The sequence below is a fragment of the Streptomyces sp. NPDC059875 genome (genome assembly GCF_042731085.1).
In the GTDB taxonomy this organism is placed as follows: domain Bacteria; phylum Actinomycetota; class Actinomycetes; order Streptomycetales; family Streptomycetaceae; genus Streptomyces.
Map to the genome: position 1 here is coordinate 24,502 of NZ_JBHWJZ010000044.1, position 15,809 is coordinate 40,310.

Here is a 15,809-nt window from a genome sequence, read left to right on the forward strand (position 1 = left end):
TCCGCGCGCGGAGGAGCCCTCCCTCGCGATCCCCGGTCGCGCGTTCACGCGTCCGCGTCGTCCGGCCACACCCCGATGTGGTCCTGCTCCAGTTCCAGCAGCACGCGGTGCTCCATGCCCAAGGACGCCGTGTACTCCGCCGGGAGTTGCAGTCGGCCCGCGCGGTCGAGCATCGCGTACTCCCGGGCCACCACCGACTCCTGGCCCTCCGCGTCCACCTCCGTCCGGCGCAGGACCTCCGAGGAGGTGCGGCCGTCGCGGATGGCGACCGTGCGGCGGACCTCGGAGGCGACCGCCTGGTCGTGGGTGACGATCACGATCGTCGTGCCCAGCTCCTCGTTGGCGCGGCGGAAGGCCGCGAAGACCTGTTCGCCCGTCGCCGAGTCCAGTTCACCGGTCGGCTCGTCCGCGAGCAGGACCGAGGGGGAGTTGGCCAGCGCGACCGCGATCGCGACCCGCTGCTGCTGGCCGCCGGACATCTGGTGCGGTCGCCGGTCCCGGCAGTCCGCGACGTCCAGCATCGCGAGCAGCTCCTCCGCCCGCTCGCCCTTCCGCTTCGACGAGCGGCCGCCGCCCCGCAACTGCATCGGCAGCGCCACGTTCTGAGCTGCCGTCAGATACGGGAGCAGGTTGCGCGCCGTCTGCTGCCAGACGAAGCCCACCACGTCCCGCCGGTACCGCAGCCGCGCCTTCGCGTCCATGGCCAGCAGATCGCAGCCCGCGACCGTCGCCGCGCCGGCCGTCGGCACGTCCAGGCCCGCCAGGATGTTCATCAGGGTCGACTTGCCGCTGCCGGACGCCCCGACCAGCGCCATCAACTCGCCCTCCTTCACCAGGAGATCGAGCCCTTGGAGCGCCTGCACCTCCACCCCGTCCGTGGTGAAGATCCGTACCAGCCGGTCGCAGGCGATCAGCGCGTCGTGCCCGTACGAGGGCCGGTCGCGGTGTGCGGTCGCCCGCTGTTCCAGCTCCGCAAGGCTGATGTCGGTCATCGTGCGTCTCCTGCCCTGAGTTCCTTGATCGAGCCTGTGCGCGCCGACCACCATGCCTGAAGCGCGGCCGCCACTCCTGTCAGGACCACCACGCCCAGTGCGGGCAGCCCCAGCGACCACGGGTCCGCCCGCAGCGGCGCGTCGTCGAAGGCGGCGAGCCCCGGCGCCGTCGCCAGGGAGAGCCGGACCAGATCGACGCCCGGCTCGAGCAGCAGGATCGTCGCCCAGCCGACGAGCGTTCCACCGACCGCGGCGAGCAGCGCCTGCGGCAGCGCCTCGAGACCGATCAGCCGCCGGCCCTGGCGCCGGGTCAGACCCATGGTCCGCAGCCGGGCGAGGAGCGTGGCCCGTTCCGGCGCGGACTGCATCAGCGACAGCAGGACGGCGAGCACCGCGTAGCCTGCGCCCGCGCCGATCGCCGCCAGGTAGATCCGCTCGGCGCCCGACTGCATCGGCGAGTCCACATAGGTGGCGCGCAGCTCGGATCGCAGCGCCACCGAGAAGTTCGGGGCCGTCTTCGCGACTGCGGCCCGCATCGCCTTCCCGTTCATCGACGGGCCGGAGGCAAGTAGGACGGTGTCCGCCCGCTGGGTCAGATCGGCGGCGTTGACCAGCAGGAAGTCCTCGTCGGGCAGGGCGGGGGTGGCGGCCCGTACCCCGACGATCCGCACCTTGAACCTGCCGCCCGCCGCCGCCATGTCCTGGGGCTGCGTGCCGAGCCGCTCCGCGACCGCGGGCGAGGCGATCGCCGGCAGGACCCGCTTCGGGTCGGCCGTGTCCCCACCCGACCCGGTGGACTTCAGCAGCCGGGCGGGGAAGGGACCGAAGCCGGTCCGCCCGGCGAGCCGGGTGTACGACTCCGGCTCCACGCCCACCAGCGGCGTGGTCCGCAGGTCCGCCCTCCGGCCCGTCCCGGCCGGCAGCTCCACGCCGTACTCGACCTGGACCGTCGCCACGTCCGTCACCCCCGCCGTCCCGCGCACCGCCTTCACGAGCCCGTCCGGCAGGGGCGCCGCGTCGGCGTCCCCCGCCACCCGCGCATCCGCGCCCGTCTCCAGGAGCGCGGCCCGGTCCCGCGCGTCGGCGACCCCGGCGAGCACCGAGCCGCCGAACGCGGCCGTCGTCAGCGCCACGAGCAGCGCCAGCAGCGGCAGCGCGCCGGTCGCGGAGGAACGCCCGGCCCGGGCGAGCGACAGATAGCCGACCGCCCCGCGCAGCCTGCGCGCCGGCCGGGCCGCCCACCGCAGCGGCAGCGGATACAGCCGTACGAGCACCAGCGCGGCGATCAGCGCGACCAGCACCGGCGCCGAGCTGACCAGATAGTCCCCGGAATCGTCCGTGCCGCGGCGGCGCAGCGCCACGACCGCGCCCACGGCCAGGGCGAGGACGGTGAGTTCGGCGACCGTACGGCCCCGGGAGGGGCGGGCGTCGACCAGGTCCTCGCGCCCGCCGTGGGTGAGCGGCTTGCGGTGCAGGAACAGCGCGCGCAGCGGCAGCGCCAGAGTGGCGAGGAGCCCGACCGCCCCGGCGGCCGCGAGGGCGGGCGGGAAGCGGGCTTCGGGGAAGGCGAACGTCGCCAGCAGCAGGCCGAGACCGGCGGCGGGCAGGGCCAGTACGGCCGTCTCGCCGAGCAGCCGGACGCCGATGCCCGCGAGCGAGCCGCCGCGCGAGCGCAGCAGCGCCAGTTCGGCGGTGCGCCGGGCCGCGAACAGGCCGCCGGTCATGGCGAGGACGACCGCCGCGACCGCGCCGATGCCGAACATGGCGACGGCGACGACGGGCGCGATCGCCGACCGCATCCCGCGGTACGCCTCGACGATCTCGTCGAGGCCAGTGTCGGCCGCGCCGGTCCGGCCGACCTCCTCCCGGATCCGCACCAGGTCGGGACCGCCCGAGAGCGAGGCGAGGGCGGTGGTCAGGCGCGGTTCGTCCTGGGCGGTGAGATGGGCGGAGGTGGGGTCGAACCGCCAGTAGACCTCCGGTTCGCCGTTGCTCGCCAGGATGGTGACGGCGCCGGCCGGGGGCAGCAGCAGGGCGGCCTGCCAGTAGTAGAACGTGCCGTTGGGGGTGGTCTTCGACGCGTACGCCGGGGTGCGCAGGAGCGGTTCGACGGACCAGTAGGAGCGCTGCGGGCGCAGCGGCTCGACGATCCCGACGACGGTCAGGGCGAGCGGCTGGTTGGCGAACAGATCCGGTACATGGACGACCGAACCGACCTTCAGGCGCAGCGACTTCGCCGTCTCCGCGGTGACGGCGACCTCGCTCCCCTTGCCGGGATCCACCCGTGTGGGCAGCCGGCCCTCCCGTACGGTCGCGTGCGCGTCGAGACCGGAGACCGTGGAGAGGACGAACTCCGGGGGCAGCGCGGACGGGCGCGGGAGCCAGGGATCGAGCCCGGTGACGCGCTTGGTGGTCCGTACGCCGTGCACCGACTCCGCCGGGTCGACGCGCAGCGGCGCCGGCAGCAGCTCCACCAGGGCCGTGCTCTTCTCCGCCAGACGCTCCGGTGCCACCTCCGCCGCGCGGGCCGCCGCGTCGAGATCGGCGGGCGGCTGGCTGGTGATGTCGAGGACCGTGGTGCGGGGGGCCGCCGAGGCGATGTCGTGCCGCAGACCCTCGGTCTCGTACGCGTCGACGGTCCGGGGGAGGGCGGCGGCGAGGAACGCGGTGACCAGGACGAGGAGCGCGAAGGCCCACGCCGTCCCCGGTGCGGTCCGCAGCCGCGTCCGCACCCAGGGCGCCACGGCGCGCGCGGGTCTGCCGTCCTTGCGGGGCATGGTGGCTGCCTTTCTGGCGGGTGCGGTACGGGCCGGGGAAGCCGTGTCGTCGGTCGTGGCCGTGCCGTCCGAGGGGCCTGAGTCGGCCGGGTCGCCCGAGGGGCCTTTGCCGCCCGTGCCACCCGGGTCGGCCGAGTCGTCCGTGGGGCGCATCACTGGTCCCCCTGGTGGCGCAGGGACACGGCCGGGTCGGTGCGGCGCAGGGCGATCGCGGCGACGATCAGCAGCGGCAGCGCGGCGACTCCGGCGAGCAGCAGGGCCACGTGCCCGGGCGGGAGTTCGACCAGGACGTGGGGGACGGGCTGGGCCGCCTGCCCGGTCAGCACGATCAGCGGGACGACCGCCCGGGTCAACACCGTGCCGAGCGCCACGCCCAACAGCAGGCCGATGCCGACCAGCAGGCCCTGCTCGGCGGCGATCAGCCGGGCCAGTTGGCGGCGTGGGGCGCCGAGCGCCCGCAACACCGCGAACTCCGCCGACCGTTCGCGGGTCGAGCCGGCCGCGCTCACCGCGAAACCGACCGCCGCGAGCGCCGCCGCCGCTGCCGCGACCGCCATCAGCGCCGCGTTGGGGCCCGCCCCGAGCGGGTCGCCGAGCAGCTCGGCGGCGGCCTCGTCCCGTACGAGCACCTGCGCCGGATCGGCGTCGGGCCGGGCGCGCAGCGTCCGGGCGACCTCGTCGGTGCGGCCGGGCGCGGTGGTCAGCCACCACTCGGTGGGCGGCAGGGGCGCGGTGGGGTAGGTGGCGAGGAACTGGTTGGCCGCGTGCAGGTCGACGAGGAGCGCGCCCCCGTCGTCGGGCGTGGCGGCCGTGGCGCCCGCGGACACGGTCCCGGCTCCGGCGCCGGTGGTCGGCAGCTCCCGGATCGTGTCCACGATCGTCACGTTCAGCCGCAGGCCCGCGAGGGACACCTCGACCTTGTCGCCCTTCTTCGCCCCGGCGGCCGCGAGGAAGGCATCGGTGGCCATCCCGCTCAGCGTCGCGGGCGGCGCGGGGCGCGGGGCGGCGATCCGCAGACCGTAGTCCATCGTCCCCGGCAGGGGCGCCGGCCCCGTCGTACCGGCCGTGAACGCGACCGCGTACGGCGCCGGACCGACGGAGCGCGGGGGCACGGTGACAGCGTCCCCGGGCTCGCCGTCGTCGCTCTCGCGGTAGCCGGTCTTCCAGGAGGTGAGGGAGCGTGCGGCGTCGACCGGGCGCTCGGCGCCGCCCTCGTGACGGGAGGCGAGCCGCTCGACGGCGAAGGTCTGCCGCCCGCCGAGCCCGTGTTCGACCACCCCGTCCAGCTCCACCCCGGTCAGCCTCAGCGGGCCCGGGGGCACGCTCTTCCCGCCCTGAGCGGTCAGGTCGAGCGTGAGCCGGTGCAGCGCACCGTCGGAGGGCAGCGGCCCGAGGAGCTGACGGTACGGAATGCCGTAGGGGTCCTCCACGACGACCGTCACCTGGACCGGGGCGGTGTCGCGCGGTGCCGTGCGCCGCAGGTCGAACGTCAGGCCCCGGCTGCCGGCCGGCAGCGCGATCCCGTGGCGCGGACCTGCCTGCGGGGCCAGCGACGTGAGCAGCTCGGGGGCCGGGGCGTCCGCGAGGTCGTCGCGGAGCCGGAAGCCGTCGGCGGCCTGCCGGGTGCCGAGGGCGAGGACGGTCGCGGTGCGATTGCCCGCGAGGGTCGTCGTGGAGCGGTGCGCGGGGGCGACCGAGCGGACCCCGGGCAACGTGAACTGCCCGGCCTGGGCCGGGTCGGCGGCGCCGCTGGTCAGCACCCGCAGCGCCGTTCCCGTACGGAAGTCGGCCCGGTCCTCCTGCGAGCGGTCCCAGGAGGCGCTCTGCCCGATGGCGAGCATCCCCATCGCGACGGCGAGGACGATCAGCAGCACCGGACCCGCGCCGCGCAGCGGCCGGCGGCTGAACTGCCAGCCGGCGAGCGCGGCCGGCAGTCCGCGCCCGCCCGCGGCGCGCCGCTCGGCGAGCCGGGCCGTGGGCGGCAGCAGCCGCAGGGTCAGGACGGTGCCGGCGAGCAGCGCGAGCGCCGGGGCGGCCACGAGCAGGGGGTCGATGCCGAGGGAGCCCCCGCGGTCGCCGCTGAGCGCGCCGCCGCCGGTGTCGCCGGAGGCGCCGGTCTGCCGGTCGAGCTGCCAGTAGGCGACGGCCGCGACGACGAGCAGGCCGATGTCGGCGCCGGCCCGTACGGGCGCGGGCAGCGCGGCCGTACGCCCCTTGCGGAGCGTGACCACCCCTCCGTCCCCGGTGGCCAGCGCGGGCGCCACGACGGCGGCCGCGCAGCACACGGCGACGAGCGCCGCGACCAGCGACACCTGGCCCAGCGGCGCGTCGCCGAGCCGCACGCCCAGCGCCCCGAGCGAGGAGCGGTCGGCGAGCAGCCGGGTCAGTGGCCCCGCGAGCAGCGGGGCGATGACAGCGGCCGGCAGCGCGAGCAGCAGGGCCTCGACGGCGGCGAGCCAGGCGATCCGGCGCCGCGAACCGCCACGGGCCCGCAGCAGCGCGGTCTCTCCCGAGCGCTCGGAGCTGAGCAGCCGGGCTACCAGCAGCAGGGCGTACGCGGCGAGCAGCACCAGCTGCACGGCGACGATCATCAGCGTGGACCGGGAGACGAGCAGCGCCCGGTCGGTCTGTGCGAGGACGGTCGGCAGCGAGGTGTGCGCGGTGACGGTGCTGCCGAAGGGGGAGGTGTCGGCGGTGAGCGCCTTCGGCCCCGCCGTGGCGGAGGCGCGCAGCGCGTCGATCCGGCCGGTGGTGACGCCGGCGTAGTCGGCGGTGGCCAGCCAGGAGGTCTCGCCCGTGGTGACCCGCCCGGAGCCGAGGACGGCGGGATCGGCGACCAGCGGACCGTACGTCGTGAACACGACGGTCTTCACCCCGCGCCCGCCCGCGCGGTCCAGCTGCCAGTAGAGGTCGGTGAGGTCCGCGGGCCGGTAGAGCCCGGTGATCCGCGCCGTGACCGGCCTGCCGCCGAGCCGGTCGGTGAGGTCGAGCACGGTGCCCGGCCCGATCCGCAGCCGCTTGGCGGCCTCCTCGGGCACCGCCACGTCGACCGTGGCACCCGACGCCCTGCCGGGCCAGGCGCCCTTGACGAGCGTGAGGCGCGAACGGTCGAGGGCGGCGATGTGGGTGAGGTCGGGTTCGCCGAGCCGCGCGGCCGGATCCTGAAGCGTGCGGGGCAGTGCGTACGGCCCGGAGCGCTCCAGCTTCCGGATGTCCACCGGCAGCCCGTCGAAGGTCCGGCCGGCCGCCTCGCGCGTGGCCGCGTCGGCGCTCTCCCGCTTGGCAGGCGGCACCTGGCCGGTGACGACCAGCGCGGCGGCGGGCGCGGCCCGGCCCCGCAGGGTGCCCTGGAGCGCCGCGTCGCCGATGGAGCCGGAGAAGGCGGCCAGCGCCGCCAGCACGGAGGTGGTCAGCAGCACCGCGAGGAGCGCCGCGGCGAGCAGCAACCGGTGTGCTCTGACGCGCAGAAGTACGAACCCGGTCACTCATCCCCCTGAACCCCACCGAACGTTCATCCGATGCTTTCAGAGGGCACGTGCCCCTGGAAACCGCTTGCACGGCGACCTTGACTGGATCGTGACCGTTATCCGGCGCTCCCGCTCCGGAATGCGTCAGTCCGCGGGTGGATCAGTCCGCGGGCGCGTCAGTCCGCGAGTGGATCATTCCGCGGCGTTCACCATCGAGGCCGCCGCGTACGTCAGGTACTTCCACAGCTGGCTCTCGTGCTCGGGCGCCAGGCCCAGCTCGTCCACGGCGTCCCGCATGTGCCGCAGCCAGGCGTCGTGGGCCGCCTTGTCCACCGTGAACGGGGCGTGGCGCATCCGCAGCCGGGGGTGGCCGCGGTGGTCACTGTAGGTGCGGGGGCCGCCCCAGTACTGGATGAGGAAGAGCACGAGGCGCTCCTCGGCCGGGCCGAGGTCCTCCTCGGGGTACATCGGGCGCAGCAGCGGGTCCTCCGCGACTCCCTGGTAGAAGCGGCGGACGAGACGCCGGAAGGTCTCCTCGCCACCCACCTGCTCGTAGAAGGTCTGCTCCTGAAGTGTGCCGCGCGGAATCTCCATCACCGTTCCATCGTCTCAGATGCTCCGGCCGAGGACCGGAGGTCTAGGACCACTCGCCTCCCCACCCCTCGCGCAGGACAGTGGAGGCATGGGCGATCGGCCGGATGGGTTCGCCGAGGACGGCGCGCGGGCGCGGCAGGCCCTCGTAAGGGAGATCGAGGCGTACGGAGCGCTGCACGACCCCGCCTGGCGCGCGGCCTTCTCGGAGGTGCCCCGCCATCTGTTCGTCCCCTCCTACTACGTCTCCGGCGTCGGCGGCTACGAGCGGCTCTGGTCCGGCGACCCCGACCCCGCCCGGCGCGACCGCTGGCTGGACGGCGCCTACCGTGACATACCGCTAGCCACCCGCGTACGGGACGGAGAGCTGGTCACCTCCTCCAGCCAGCCCTCTCTGATGGCCGAGATGCTGGAGGCGCTGGAGGTACGGGACGGGCAGGACGTCCTGGAGATCGGTGCCGGCACCGGCTACAACGCCGCCCTGCTCAGTCAGCGGCTCGGCGCGGAGCACGTCACCACCGTCGACATCGACGAGGAGATCACCGAGTCCGCCCGCGTCCATCTCGCCGCGGCGGGCCACCGGCCCGCCGTGATCACCGGCGACGGCGCCCGGGGCTGCCCCGAACGCGCCCCCTTCGACCGGATCATCGCGACCTGCACGGTGCCGTCGATCCCGTACGCCTGGCTCACCCAGTGCCGCCCCGGCGCGCTCGTCCTCGCCCCGCTCTCCACCGGGCTGATCCCGCTGCGGGTGCGCGACGAGTCCCACGCCGAGGGGCGCTTCCTGTCCACCTCCGCGTACTTCGTCGCCCTGCGCGGCGGCAACGCCCGCTTCTCCCGCCGGCGTCCGATGGGCCTGCCGCGGCAGGTGTACGAGGACGAGGGGTTCCGTTTCCTGCGCACCCTGGCGGAGGAGACCCTCGACACGCGCGAAGCGCTCTCGCTCTGGCAGCGCGAACGGCGGCCGGAGCGGGAGCGCTTCGGGGTGACGGTGAGCGGGGGCCGGCAGTGGGCCTGGCTGGACGACCCCGAAGGACCGTACGCCTGGCCACTGCCGAGCGGCTGAGCAGCCTGTGCCGTTGTCCGTTGTCCGCTATCCGCGGCGGACCGTGATCGTCGTCCACGCGCCGACGTGCACCCGGTCGCCGTCCTGGAGCTGGACCGGCACGTAGGGCTGGATCGGCTCCTCGCCGCCGTTGATCGTGGTGCCGTTGGTGGAGTTCTGGTCCACCACCGCCCACGAGCCGTCCGGCTGCTGCACCAGCACCGCGTGCTGGTGCGAGACTCCCGGGTCCTCCGGCGGCACGGAGAGGTCGATGTCGGGGGACTCGCCGGTGGAGTGCCGGCGGCGGCCGATGCTGACCTGGTTGCCCTGGAGCGGCAGATGCTGCTCGGGGGAGTACGCGGGCAGGTTCAGGCCGGTGGCCTCCGGACCGCTGCGATGCATCATCGCCATGAAGTAGTCGCGGTCCGGCCCGATGTACGCCGACCAGCCCGCGGCGGGCCGCGGCGGCTGGTACTGCTGCTGCGGCTGCCGAGGCTGCTGCTGTGGGGCGTGCGGCTGCGGGGCGTGCTGCTGCATCGGCGGGGCCTGCGGCGTCTGGGGCTGCACGGGCGGCGGCAGCATCCAGTCGTCACCGGACCCGGCGCCACCGGTCGGGTGCTGCGGCGGGGCGGGCGGCTGCGGAGCGGGCGGCTGAGGTGCCTGCTGCGAGGGCGGCGGGCCCTGGAAGAAGGACGGCGGCGGTCCCTGCGGCGGTCCCTGCTGGAACCCCTGCGGTGCCTGCGGCTGCTGCGGCTGTCCGGGCCCCTGATGCTGCGGGGGTCCCTGATGTGGCGGCGGTCCCTGGTGCTGCTGGGGAGCCTGGGGCGGCTGCTGCTGCATCGGCGGACGCTGCGGCGGCGCCTGGTGGTGCGTGGGGTCGGCGGACAGCGGCTCCGCCGGCCGGTTCATCTGCGAGGGCCGCGAGCCCTGGTACTCGTACGGATCCGGCTGCTGCTGCGGCGGACGCTGCGGCGGCGACTGGAAGCCCGGCGGCAGATTGAGGCCCGGCGGCGGGCTCTGCTGCGAGGAGGGCGGCGCCACCGGCGTGTACGAGGTCGCCGTGTTGGTCAGGAAGTTCCAGCGGCACTCCTCGCAGAACGGGGCCATGGCCTCGCGCGGGGTGCGGCACTGGGGGCAGAGCTCCGCCTGGGCGGTCGCGTTCGGGTCGTAGCCCCCGGGGCCGGCGGGGCCCGGGCCGGGGTAGCCGTACGCGGGAGGCGGCGGCGGGGGAGGCGGCGGTACGGCACCCGCCGGCGCACCCGCCCCGGCCATGCGGTGGCCGCAGACCTCGCACCAGTCGTCGGAAACCGACTGGTGTCCGTTCGGGCAGGTCGGCATGTCGGTGCTTCCCCCTCTCGTCGTCCGGCCCTCCTGGCCGGGCTACTTCTTGACGCGAACCGTCTTGGTGGAGCGGGTCTCGAGAGTCATCTCGTCCGCTTCCGCGACCTTCGCCTTCAAACGCACAGTACCTGTCGCCGCGTCGACGACGTCCACCACCTTCGAAAGCAGTTTCGCAGTGTCCTCGTTGCCCGAGGCGGCCGCCAGCTGCACCGCGCGCCCCAGCTTGGCCGTCGCCCCGTCGCGGTCGCCGGACTTGCGCGCGTCCAGGCCCTGCTGGATGACCTGCGCCAATTCGGCCTGGCCCGTGTAGTGGGCGACCTGCGGATTGATCGACGTGGACATCGCCATGTCGTCCGTCCACACCGCCCGTACCAGGCCCTGGCCCAGCGCCCGCGGCGTGCCGCCCGCCGGGTCCGGGATGATCAGCGAGACCCGGGCGGCGAGCATCTCCTGGCCGATCTGGGCCTGGGGGACCTGGACGCAGACGTGGTAGTCCCGGGACTCGTCGCCCCAGGAACCGGTCGGGTAGTCGCCGGCCCGCGGGCCCGCCTCGGTGCGCCGGCCGGTCAGCTCCTCGACCGTCGGCGCGACCTGCTTCACGAAGCGGATCTCCACCCCGACCGGGGTCCACAGGCGCAGCGCGACATCCGCGACCTCCTTGCCCATGGTGTTCTCCATCATGGTCGTGAAGTCCGCCGACAGACCCTTCGGGTCGGCCACGATGTCGGCCGTGCCGAGCAGGGCGGAGGCGATGCCGGTGACCTCCTTGACCTCCCAGTCCGTACCGACACCCCGCGCGTCACAGGTGAACCGGCCCGCGCAGGCGTCCAGCGCGGTCCGCAGGTCCTCCGGCGACTCGTGCTCGTTGCGGCCGTCGGTGAGCAGGATGCCGTGCCGGATCGACACGTCGGCGGAGGCGAGCAGCCGGTCCGCGAGGCGCAGCCAGGTGCCGATCGCCGTACCGCCGCCCGCGCTCAGCCGGCGCAGCGCGTCCTTGGCCTGGCCACGGGTGGCCGGGCCGGCGACGGCGAGGCCGCCGTTGCCGGGGTAGACCTCGTTCGCCACGTGCGTACCGGCGATCACGGCGAAGGAGGTGCCGTCGCGCAGGGCGTCGATGGCGGCGGCCGTCGCGTCCCGCGCGCCGCGCATCTTGGTCGGCGGATAGTCCATCGAACCGGAGCAGTCGACCATGATCACCACGGCGGCGTCGGCGTCGGTCCCGCTTCCGCCGAGCGCCGCCCCGCCACTGGTGCCGCCGCCGGTCGAGGTGACCGTGACGATGGCGTTGACCTCACGGCCGCCCTCCGGCAGGAACTCGTTCTGGTACACGTCCACCGAGAACTGGGGCACGTTCGACTTGGAGAAGTTCGCCATGGGTTGAGGCTCCTCGACAACAAGCGTGAAGACAGGGCGTGGGACAGGCGTCGGGCAAGCTCAGGCCGATCCTGCCCCTTGCGGGAAGAGGGTGAACGGCAGCAGCGCCACTGTTACGTTGTCGTGGCCCCCGCCGTCCAGGGCGTGTCCGACCAGCACCTGGGCGCCGTGCAGCAGCCGTCCGGCGGCGTCCGCCGGCACGACGCGGGCCATGTCCTCGGCCGCCTCCGCGTAGTTCCAGAGGCCGTCGGTGCAGACCACGACCACGCCGGGCCGGTCGGGCTTGAACGCGGCGGTGTGCGGCTCCAGTTCGTACGCGTCGGCGCCCAGCCAGCCGGTGATGGCGTGGGCGCGCTCGTCGGCGTACGCCTCCGCCTCGTTCATCAGGCCCGCGGCGACCATCTGGGCCGCCCAGGAGTCGTCCTGGGTGAGCCGGGCCGGCGGGGAGGTGCGGTCGTCCGGGACCCAGTAGGCCCGGCTGTCGCCGACCCAGCCGACGATCAGCAGTCCGTCGGCGACGACCGCGCCGACGATGGTGCAGGCGGGCGCGTTCTGGTGGCGGTGCGGATCGTGCTCCATGCCGTCCCGGCCGGGCTCCTCGGCCAGGGAGTTGACCGCGTCCGCGGCGGCGACGATCGCCTCGTGCATGGCCTGCTGCGGGTGGGCGCCGCGGGGCAGGGCGGCGAGCAGCGACTGACCGGCGGCGCTCGCGGCGGCGGCCGAAGCCTCGTCGGGACGGGTCGCCGAGGAGACGCCGTCGCAGACGATCGCGATCGTGGCGGGGGAGCCGTCGGGGAGCGCGGTGGCGGAGACGGCGAACGAGTCCTCGTTGCGGTGGTGGCGCAGGCCGCGGTCGCTGACGGCGGCGACCGTGGAGAGCTCCTCCTCCATGTGGTCGCGCTCGCGGGGCTGGGCGTGGCCGCAGTTCTCGCAGTACCCGTCGGGGTCCACGTGCCCGGCGCGGCACGCGACGCACAGCTTCGTCCCGGCGGGCGGGGTCGCCGTCGGCGGGGCGGTACGGGGGTCGGGCGCGGCGAGCGCGAAGTCCCCGTCAGGGGCGGGGGCGGGGGCGGCGTGCGGCGACGGGGTGCCGGCGGCGAGCGCCGCGAGACCGCTGCCGGAGGTCGCGGCCGCGTGCGGCCCGTCCGTACGGACGGGCACGGTCGGCAGGTCCCGGGCGGGCCGCGGCACGGAGCCCTCCGGCGCGTGCGCGACGGCGCCGGGCGCGGCACCCGCGTCCGGCGAGGTGTCCGGTGTCGGCGTCCCGGCGCCCGGCACGCCGTGTGCTTGCGCGGCGGGACCCGCGGGTCCCTGGGGCAGCGGGCCCGGGCCCTCGGCCCGGGGGGCGGGGCCTGCGGGCCCCGGTGCGCCGCCGGCCACCGGGGCTCCGTAGCCGCCGGGAGCGGACGTCCCCGCGCCGGGCGTCCCGTGCGCAGGCGTCGTGGGCGTCCCGGCCCCCGGCGTCCCCTGCGGAGGCGTGGCGGTCGGGAGGTCGTGGCCGCCCGAGTCCGTGCCCGGGAGGTCGCCCGGGTGCTGGGTCACCGTCGAGAGGGAGCCGGGTTCACGGGCCGGAGCCTCGGGCCAGTTCACGGGCGTGCCGATCGCCACCGTCGGACGGTCCGGCGCCGTCGCCGGTACGGCCGACAGGTCGTATCCGCACGCCCCGCAGAACCGGTCACCCGACTCCAGCGGCTCCGCGCAGCCGGGGCAGGCCGAGAGATCGTGCTGGGGCTTCTGGGACATACTCACACCCACGTCCGGGGGCGGAAACGGTTGGCCCGCTCCACCAGTTCGATCCTCTCCTCGCCCCGCTGAGCGAGCCGGGCGAGCACCCGGTACGAGCGTTCGAGGCCGAAGCGCAGTCCGCGCTCGTCCAGTTCGCTGCCGAGCAGCAGGGCGCCGCCCGGTCCCGCTCCGGGACTTCCGGAGAGTACCCAGTCGAGCGCCGTGCCGAAGACCTCGGTCGACAACTGTTCCCGGCGCACCGCGTCCAGACCGAAGCCCTGGAGCGCGGAGACCTGCGCCGCCGCCGCCGTGAGGTCCGCGCCGAGCGGCTCGTGCGGCGGCCGCCGCCGCAGCCGGGCCCGTACGGCGGCGACCCGGGCCGCCGTGTAGTGGATCGACGCCTCCGGTACGGACTCCAGGGTGCGTACGGCTCCGGTGCGGTCGCCGGCCGCGAGCTGCACCCGGGCGAGCCCGAACGCGGCGCTCACGTAACTCGGGTCGGTCGCCCACACCAGGCGGTAGTACTCCGCGGCGTTGTCCAGCTGGCCGAGGACCTCGGCGCAGATGCCGAGGGCCAGCTTGGGCGCGGGCTCCCCGGGGAACGCGTCGTAGATCGCGTCGAAGGACAGCGCCGCGTTCTCGTGGTCGCCGGTCACCAGGGAGGTGAGGCCGCGGTACCAGACCACCCGCCAGTCGTCCGGGACCTGCTCCTCCAGCGTGGTGAGCGCGCGCCCGGCGGAGCCCAGGTCGCCCATCTCCAGCCGGGCCCGCAGCTCGCGCAGCCGCAGCTCCAGGGAGGGCGCGGGCGCGTGGTGCAGGGCGCTGATCAGCTCGGCGGGCGCGGAGGCCATCAGTCCGGCGAGGAACCCGGCGTTGGGGTCCCTCGGATCCACCCGCGGCACGGGCAGTGCGAGCGAGGTGGCCCGCCCGTCGAGGGGAGTGAGGAAGGGACCCTGGGCGGGCACGACGCCGCCTGGCGCCCCTGCGGGCACCGCGGCGCCCGCGCCCCCACCCGGCGGCAGGGCCTTGCGGCCACGGCGGGTCTCCCGGGCCCCCAGAGTCGACACGTCCTCCGTCAGCTCCGCGAACAACTCCGTGTCCGTGACCCGCAGTTCCGTGCCGAACAGCGTCGAGAGCGCCGGGCGCGGCCGGCCGGACTGGAGGGCGACGACCTCCCGCAGCACCCCGGTCAGCTGGTCCGCCATCTCCTGCGCGGAGGCGAACCGGCGGGCCGGGTCGGGGTCCGTGGCGCGCACCAGGAGCCGGTAGAACGACTCGTACGTCCGGAAGACCTCGATGTGGTCCGGGTCGGGCAGCGAGTCCACGAAGACGTTGGTGTAGCCCTGGAAGTCGAAGGTCAGCACGGCCAGCGTGCGCGCCACCGTGTACAGGTCGCTCGCCACGGACGGACCGACCTCGGCCACCTCCGGGGCCTGGTAGCCGACGGTCCCGTAGATCGCCGACTCGTCGTCGTCCATCCTCCGGACCGCGCCCATGTCGATCAGCTTGAGCTGGTCCTCGGTCTGGATCGCGTTGTCGACCTTGAAGTCGCAGTACAGCAGGTTCCGGCTGTGCAGGTGCCCGAGCGCCTCAAGCGCCTCGATCCCGTAGGCGCAGGCCTGCTCCACCGGCAGCGGATCGCGCCGGCCGTCCGCCGTCCGGCGGTCGTTGGCGATCTCCTTGAGCGACTTGCCGCCGACGTACTCCATGACGATGTAGCCGTCCAGGGAGCCGGTGCGCTGGTCGAGGTGCTCGACGAAGTTGTAGATCCGGACGATGTTGGAGTGCTCGATCTCGGCGAGGAAGCGGCGCTCGGAGATCGCCGCCGCCATCGCGTCCTGGTCGCCCGTGTCCAGCAGGCCCTTGAGCACCACCCAGCGGTCGGAGACCGCCCGGTCGACGGCGAGGTAGATCCAGCCGAGCCCGCCGTGCGCGAGACAGCCCGCGACCTCGTACTGCCCGTGCACGATGTCGCCGCCGCGCAGCTTGGGCACGAAGGAGTACGGGTGGCCGCACTTGGTGCAGAAGCCCTCCGTGCGGCCCGGCCGGTCACCACGCGAACGGCCCACCGGGGCGCCGCAGTCCGAGCGCGAGCAGAATCGCTTCCGCTCGGGGACCTCGGGGTTCTCCATCACCGCGGCCCGCGGGTCCGGGCGCGGCACCTCCGGAATGGCCACCAGGCCGGCGCCCAGCCGGTTCCGTCCGGACTGCGCGGTCGAGGAGCCGGAGCTGCGCACCGAGACCGAACGGCTGGTGCTCCTGCCCGACAGCGAGCGCGAGAGCCGGCCGGAGACCGAGCGGCGCGACGTCGAGGAACGGGAGGAGCGCGAGGAGCTGCGGGCCGAGGCGCGCGAGCTCGACCGGGACGAGCCGGACCCCGAGCCGCCCTTGCCGGGCACGGCCATCCCCGTCGGGTTGGACTGGAGCTGACCGCCGGGCGCGACGACGGGAGCGAGCCCGCACGTGTCGCAGTACAGCTCGCCGCCGCCCATGTCCT

Annotated in this window: 9 protein-coding genes; 1 reads left to right on the forward strand and 8 read right to left on the reverse strand. The window is 75.0% G+C overall.

All coding sequences use genetic code 11. From position 1 onward, the window contains the following. Positions 1-44: 44 nt before the first annotated feature. The 4 genes from ACFV9D_RS34485 to ACFV9D_RS34500 all read right to left on the reverse strand — a co-directional run bounded on the left by ACFV9D_RS34485 (position 45) and on the right by ACFV9D_RS34500 (position 7,833). Positions 45-992: an ABC transporter ATP-binding protein gene (locus ACFV9D_RS34485; protein ID WP_385155388.1), complete on the reverse strand. Its 948-nt coding sequence runs from the start codon at positions 990-992 to the stop codon at positions 45-47. Then, a complete protein-coding gene (locus ACFV9D_RS34490) occupies positions 989-3,769 on the reverse strand; it encodes an FtsX-like permease family protein (RefSeq protein WP_385155450.1) in 2,781 nt (926 codons plus the stop codon). Before ACFV9D_RS34490 ends, ACFV9D_RS34485 begins: the two co-directional genes overlap by 4 nt. Positions 3,770-3,921: 152 nt before the next feature. After that, positions 3,922-7,254 carry an FtsX-like permease family protein gene (locus ACFV9D_RS34495; protein ID WP_385155391.1) on the reverse strand — a complete coding sequence of 1,111 codons (3,333 nt, stop codon included), beginning with the start codon at positions 7,252-7,254 and terminating at the stop codon, positions 3,922-3,924. 174 nt (positions 7,255-7,428) lie between these two features. Next, positions 7,429-7,833, reverse strand: a complete 405-nt coding sequence (locus ACFV9D_RS34500; protein ID WP_385155394.1) for a globin — start codon at positions 7,831-7,833, stop codon at positions 7,429-7,431. An 85-nt stretch (positions 7,834-7,918) separates the two neighbouring features. Between ACFV9D_RS34500 and ACFV9D_RS34505 the strand changes: the two genes are divergently transcribed. Further along, complete coding sequence (locus ACFV9D_RS34505) at positions 7,919-8,893, forward strand: methyltransferase domain-containing protein (protein WP_385155397.1); 975 nt, start codon at positions 7,919-7,921, stop codon at positions 8,891-8,893. Between the two features lie 27 nt (positions 8,894-8,920). On the opposite strand, the gene ACFV9D_RS34510 is transcribed toward ACFV9D_RS34505, so the two are convergent. Genes ACFV9D_RS34510 through ACFV9D_RS34525 form a run of 4 tightly spaced genes read right to left on the reverse strand, consistent with a single transcriptional unit; the run spans position 8,921 to position 15,804 of the window. Next, positions 8,921-10,210 (reverse strand): FHA domain-containing protein, encoded by a 1,290-nt coding sequence (locus tag ACFV9D_RS34510; protein ID WP_385155400.1) that lies wholly within the window; start codon positions 10,208-10,210, stop codon positions 8,921-8,923. 42 nt (positions 10,211-10,252) lie between these two features. Next, positions 10,253-11,587: a VWA domain-containing protein gene (locus ACFV9D_RS34515; protein WP_385155403.1), complete on the reverse strand. Its 1,335-nt coding sequence runs from the start codon at positions 11,585-11,587 to the stop codon at positions 10,253-10,255. Between the two features lie 60 nt (positions 11,588-11,647). Continuing rightward, positions 11,648-13,330: a protein phosphatase 2C domain-containing protein gene (locus ACFV9D_RS34520; protein WP_385155406.1), complete on the reverse strand. Its 1,683-nt coding sequence runs from the start codon at positions 13,328-13,330 to the stop codon at positions 11,648-11,650. Between the two features lie 2 nt (positions 13,331-13,332). Further along, positions 13,333-15,804: a tetratricopeptide repeat protein gene (locus ACFV9D_RS34525; RefSeq protein ID WP_385155453.1), complete on the reverse strand. Its 2,472-nt coding sequence runs from the start codon at positions 15,802-15,804 to the stop codon at positions 13,333-13,335. Between the last annotated feature and the right edge of the window lie 5 nt (positions 15,805-15,809).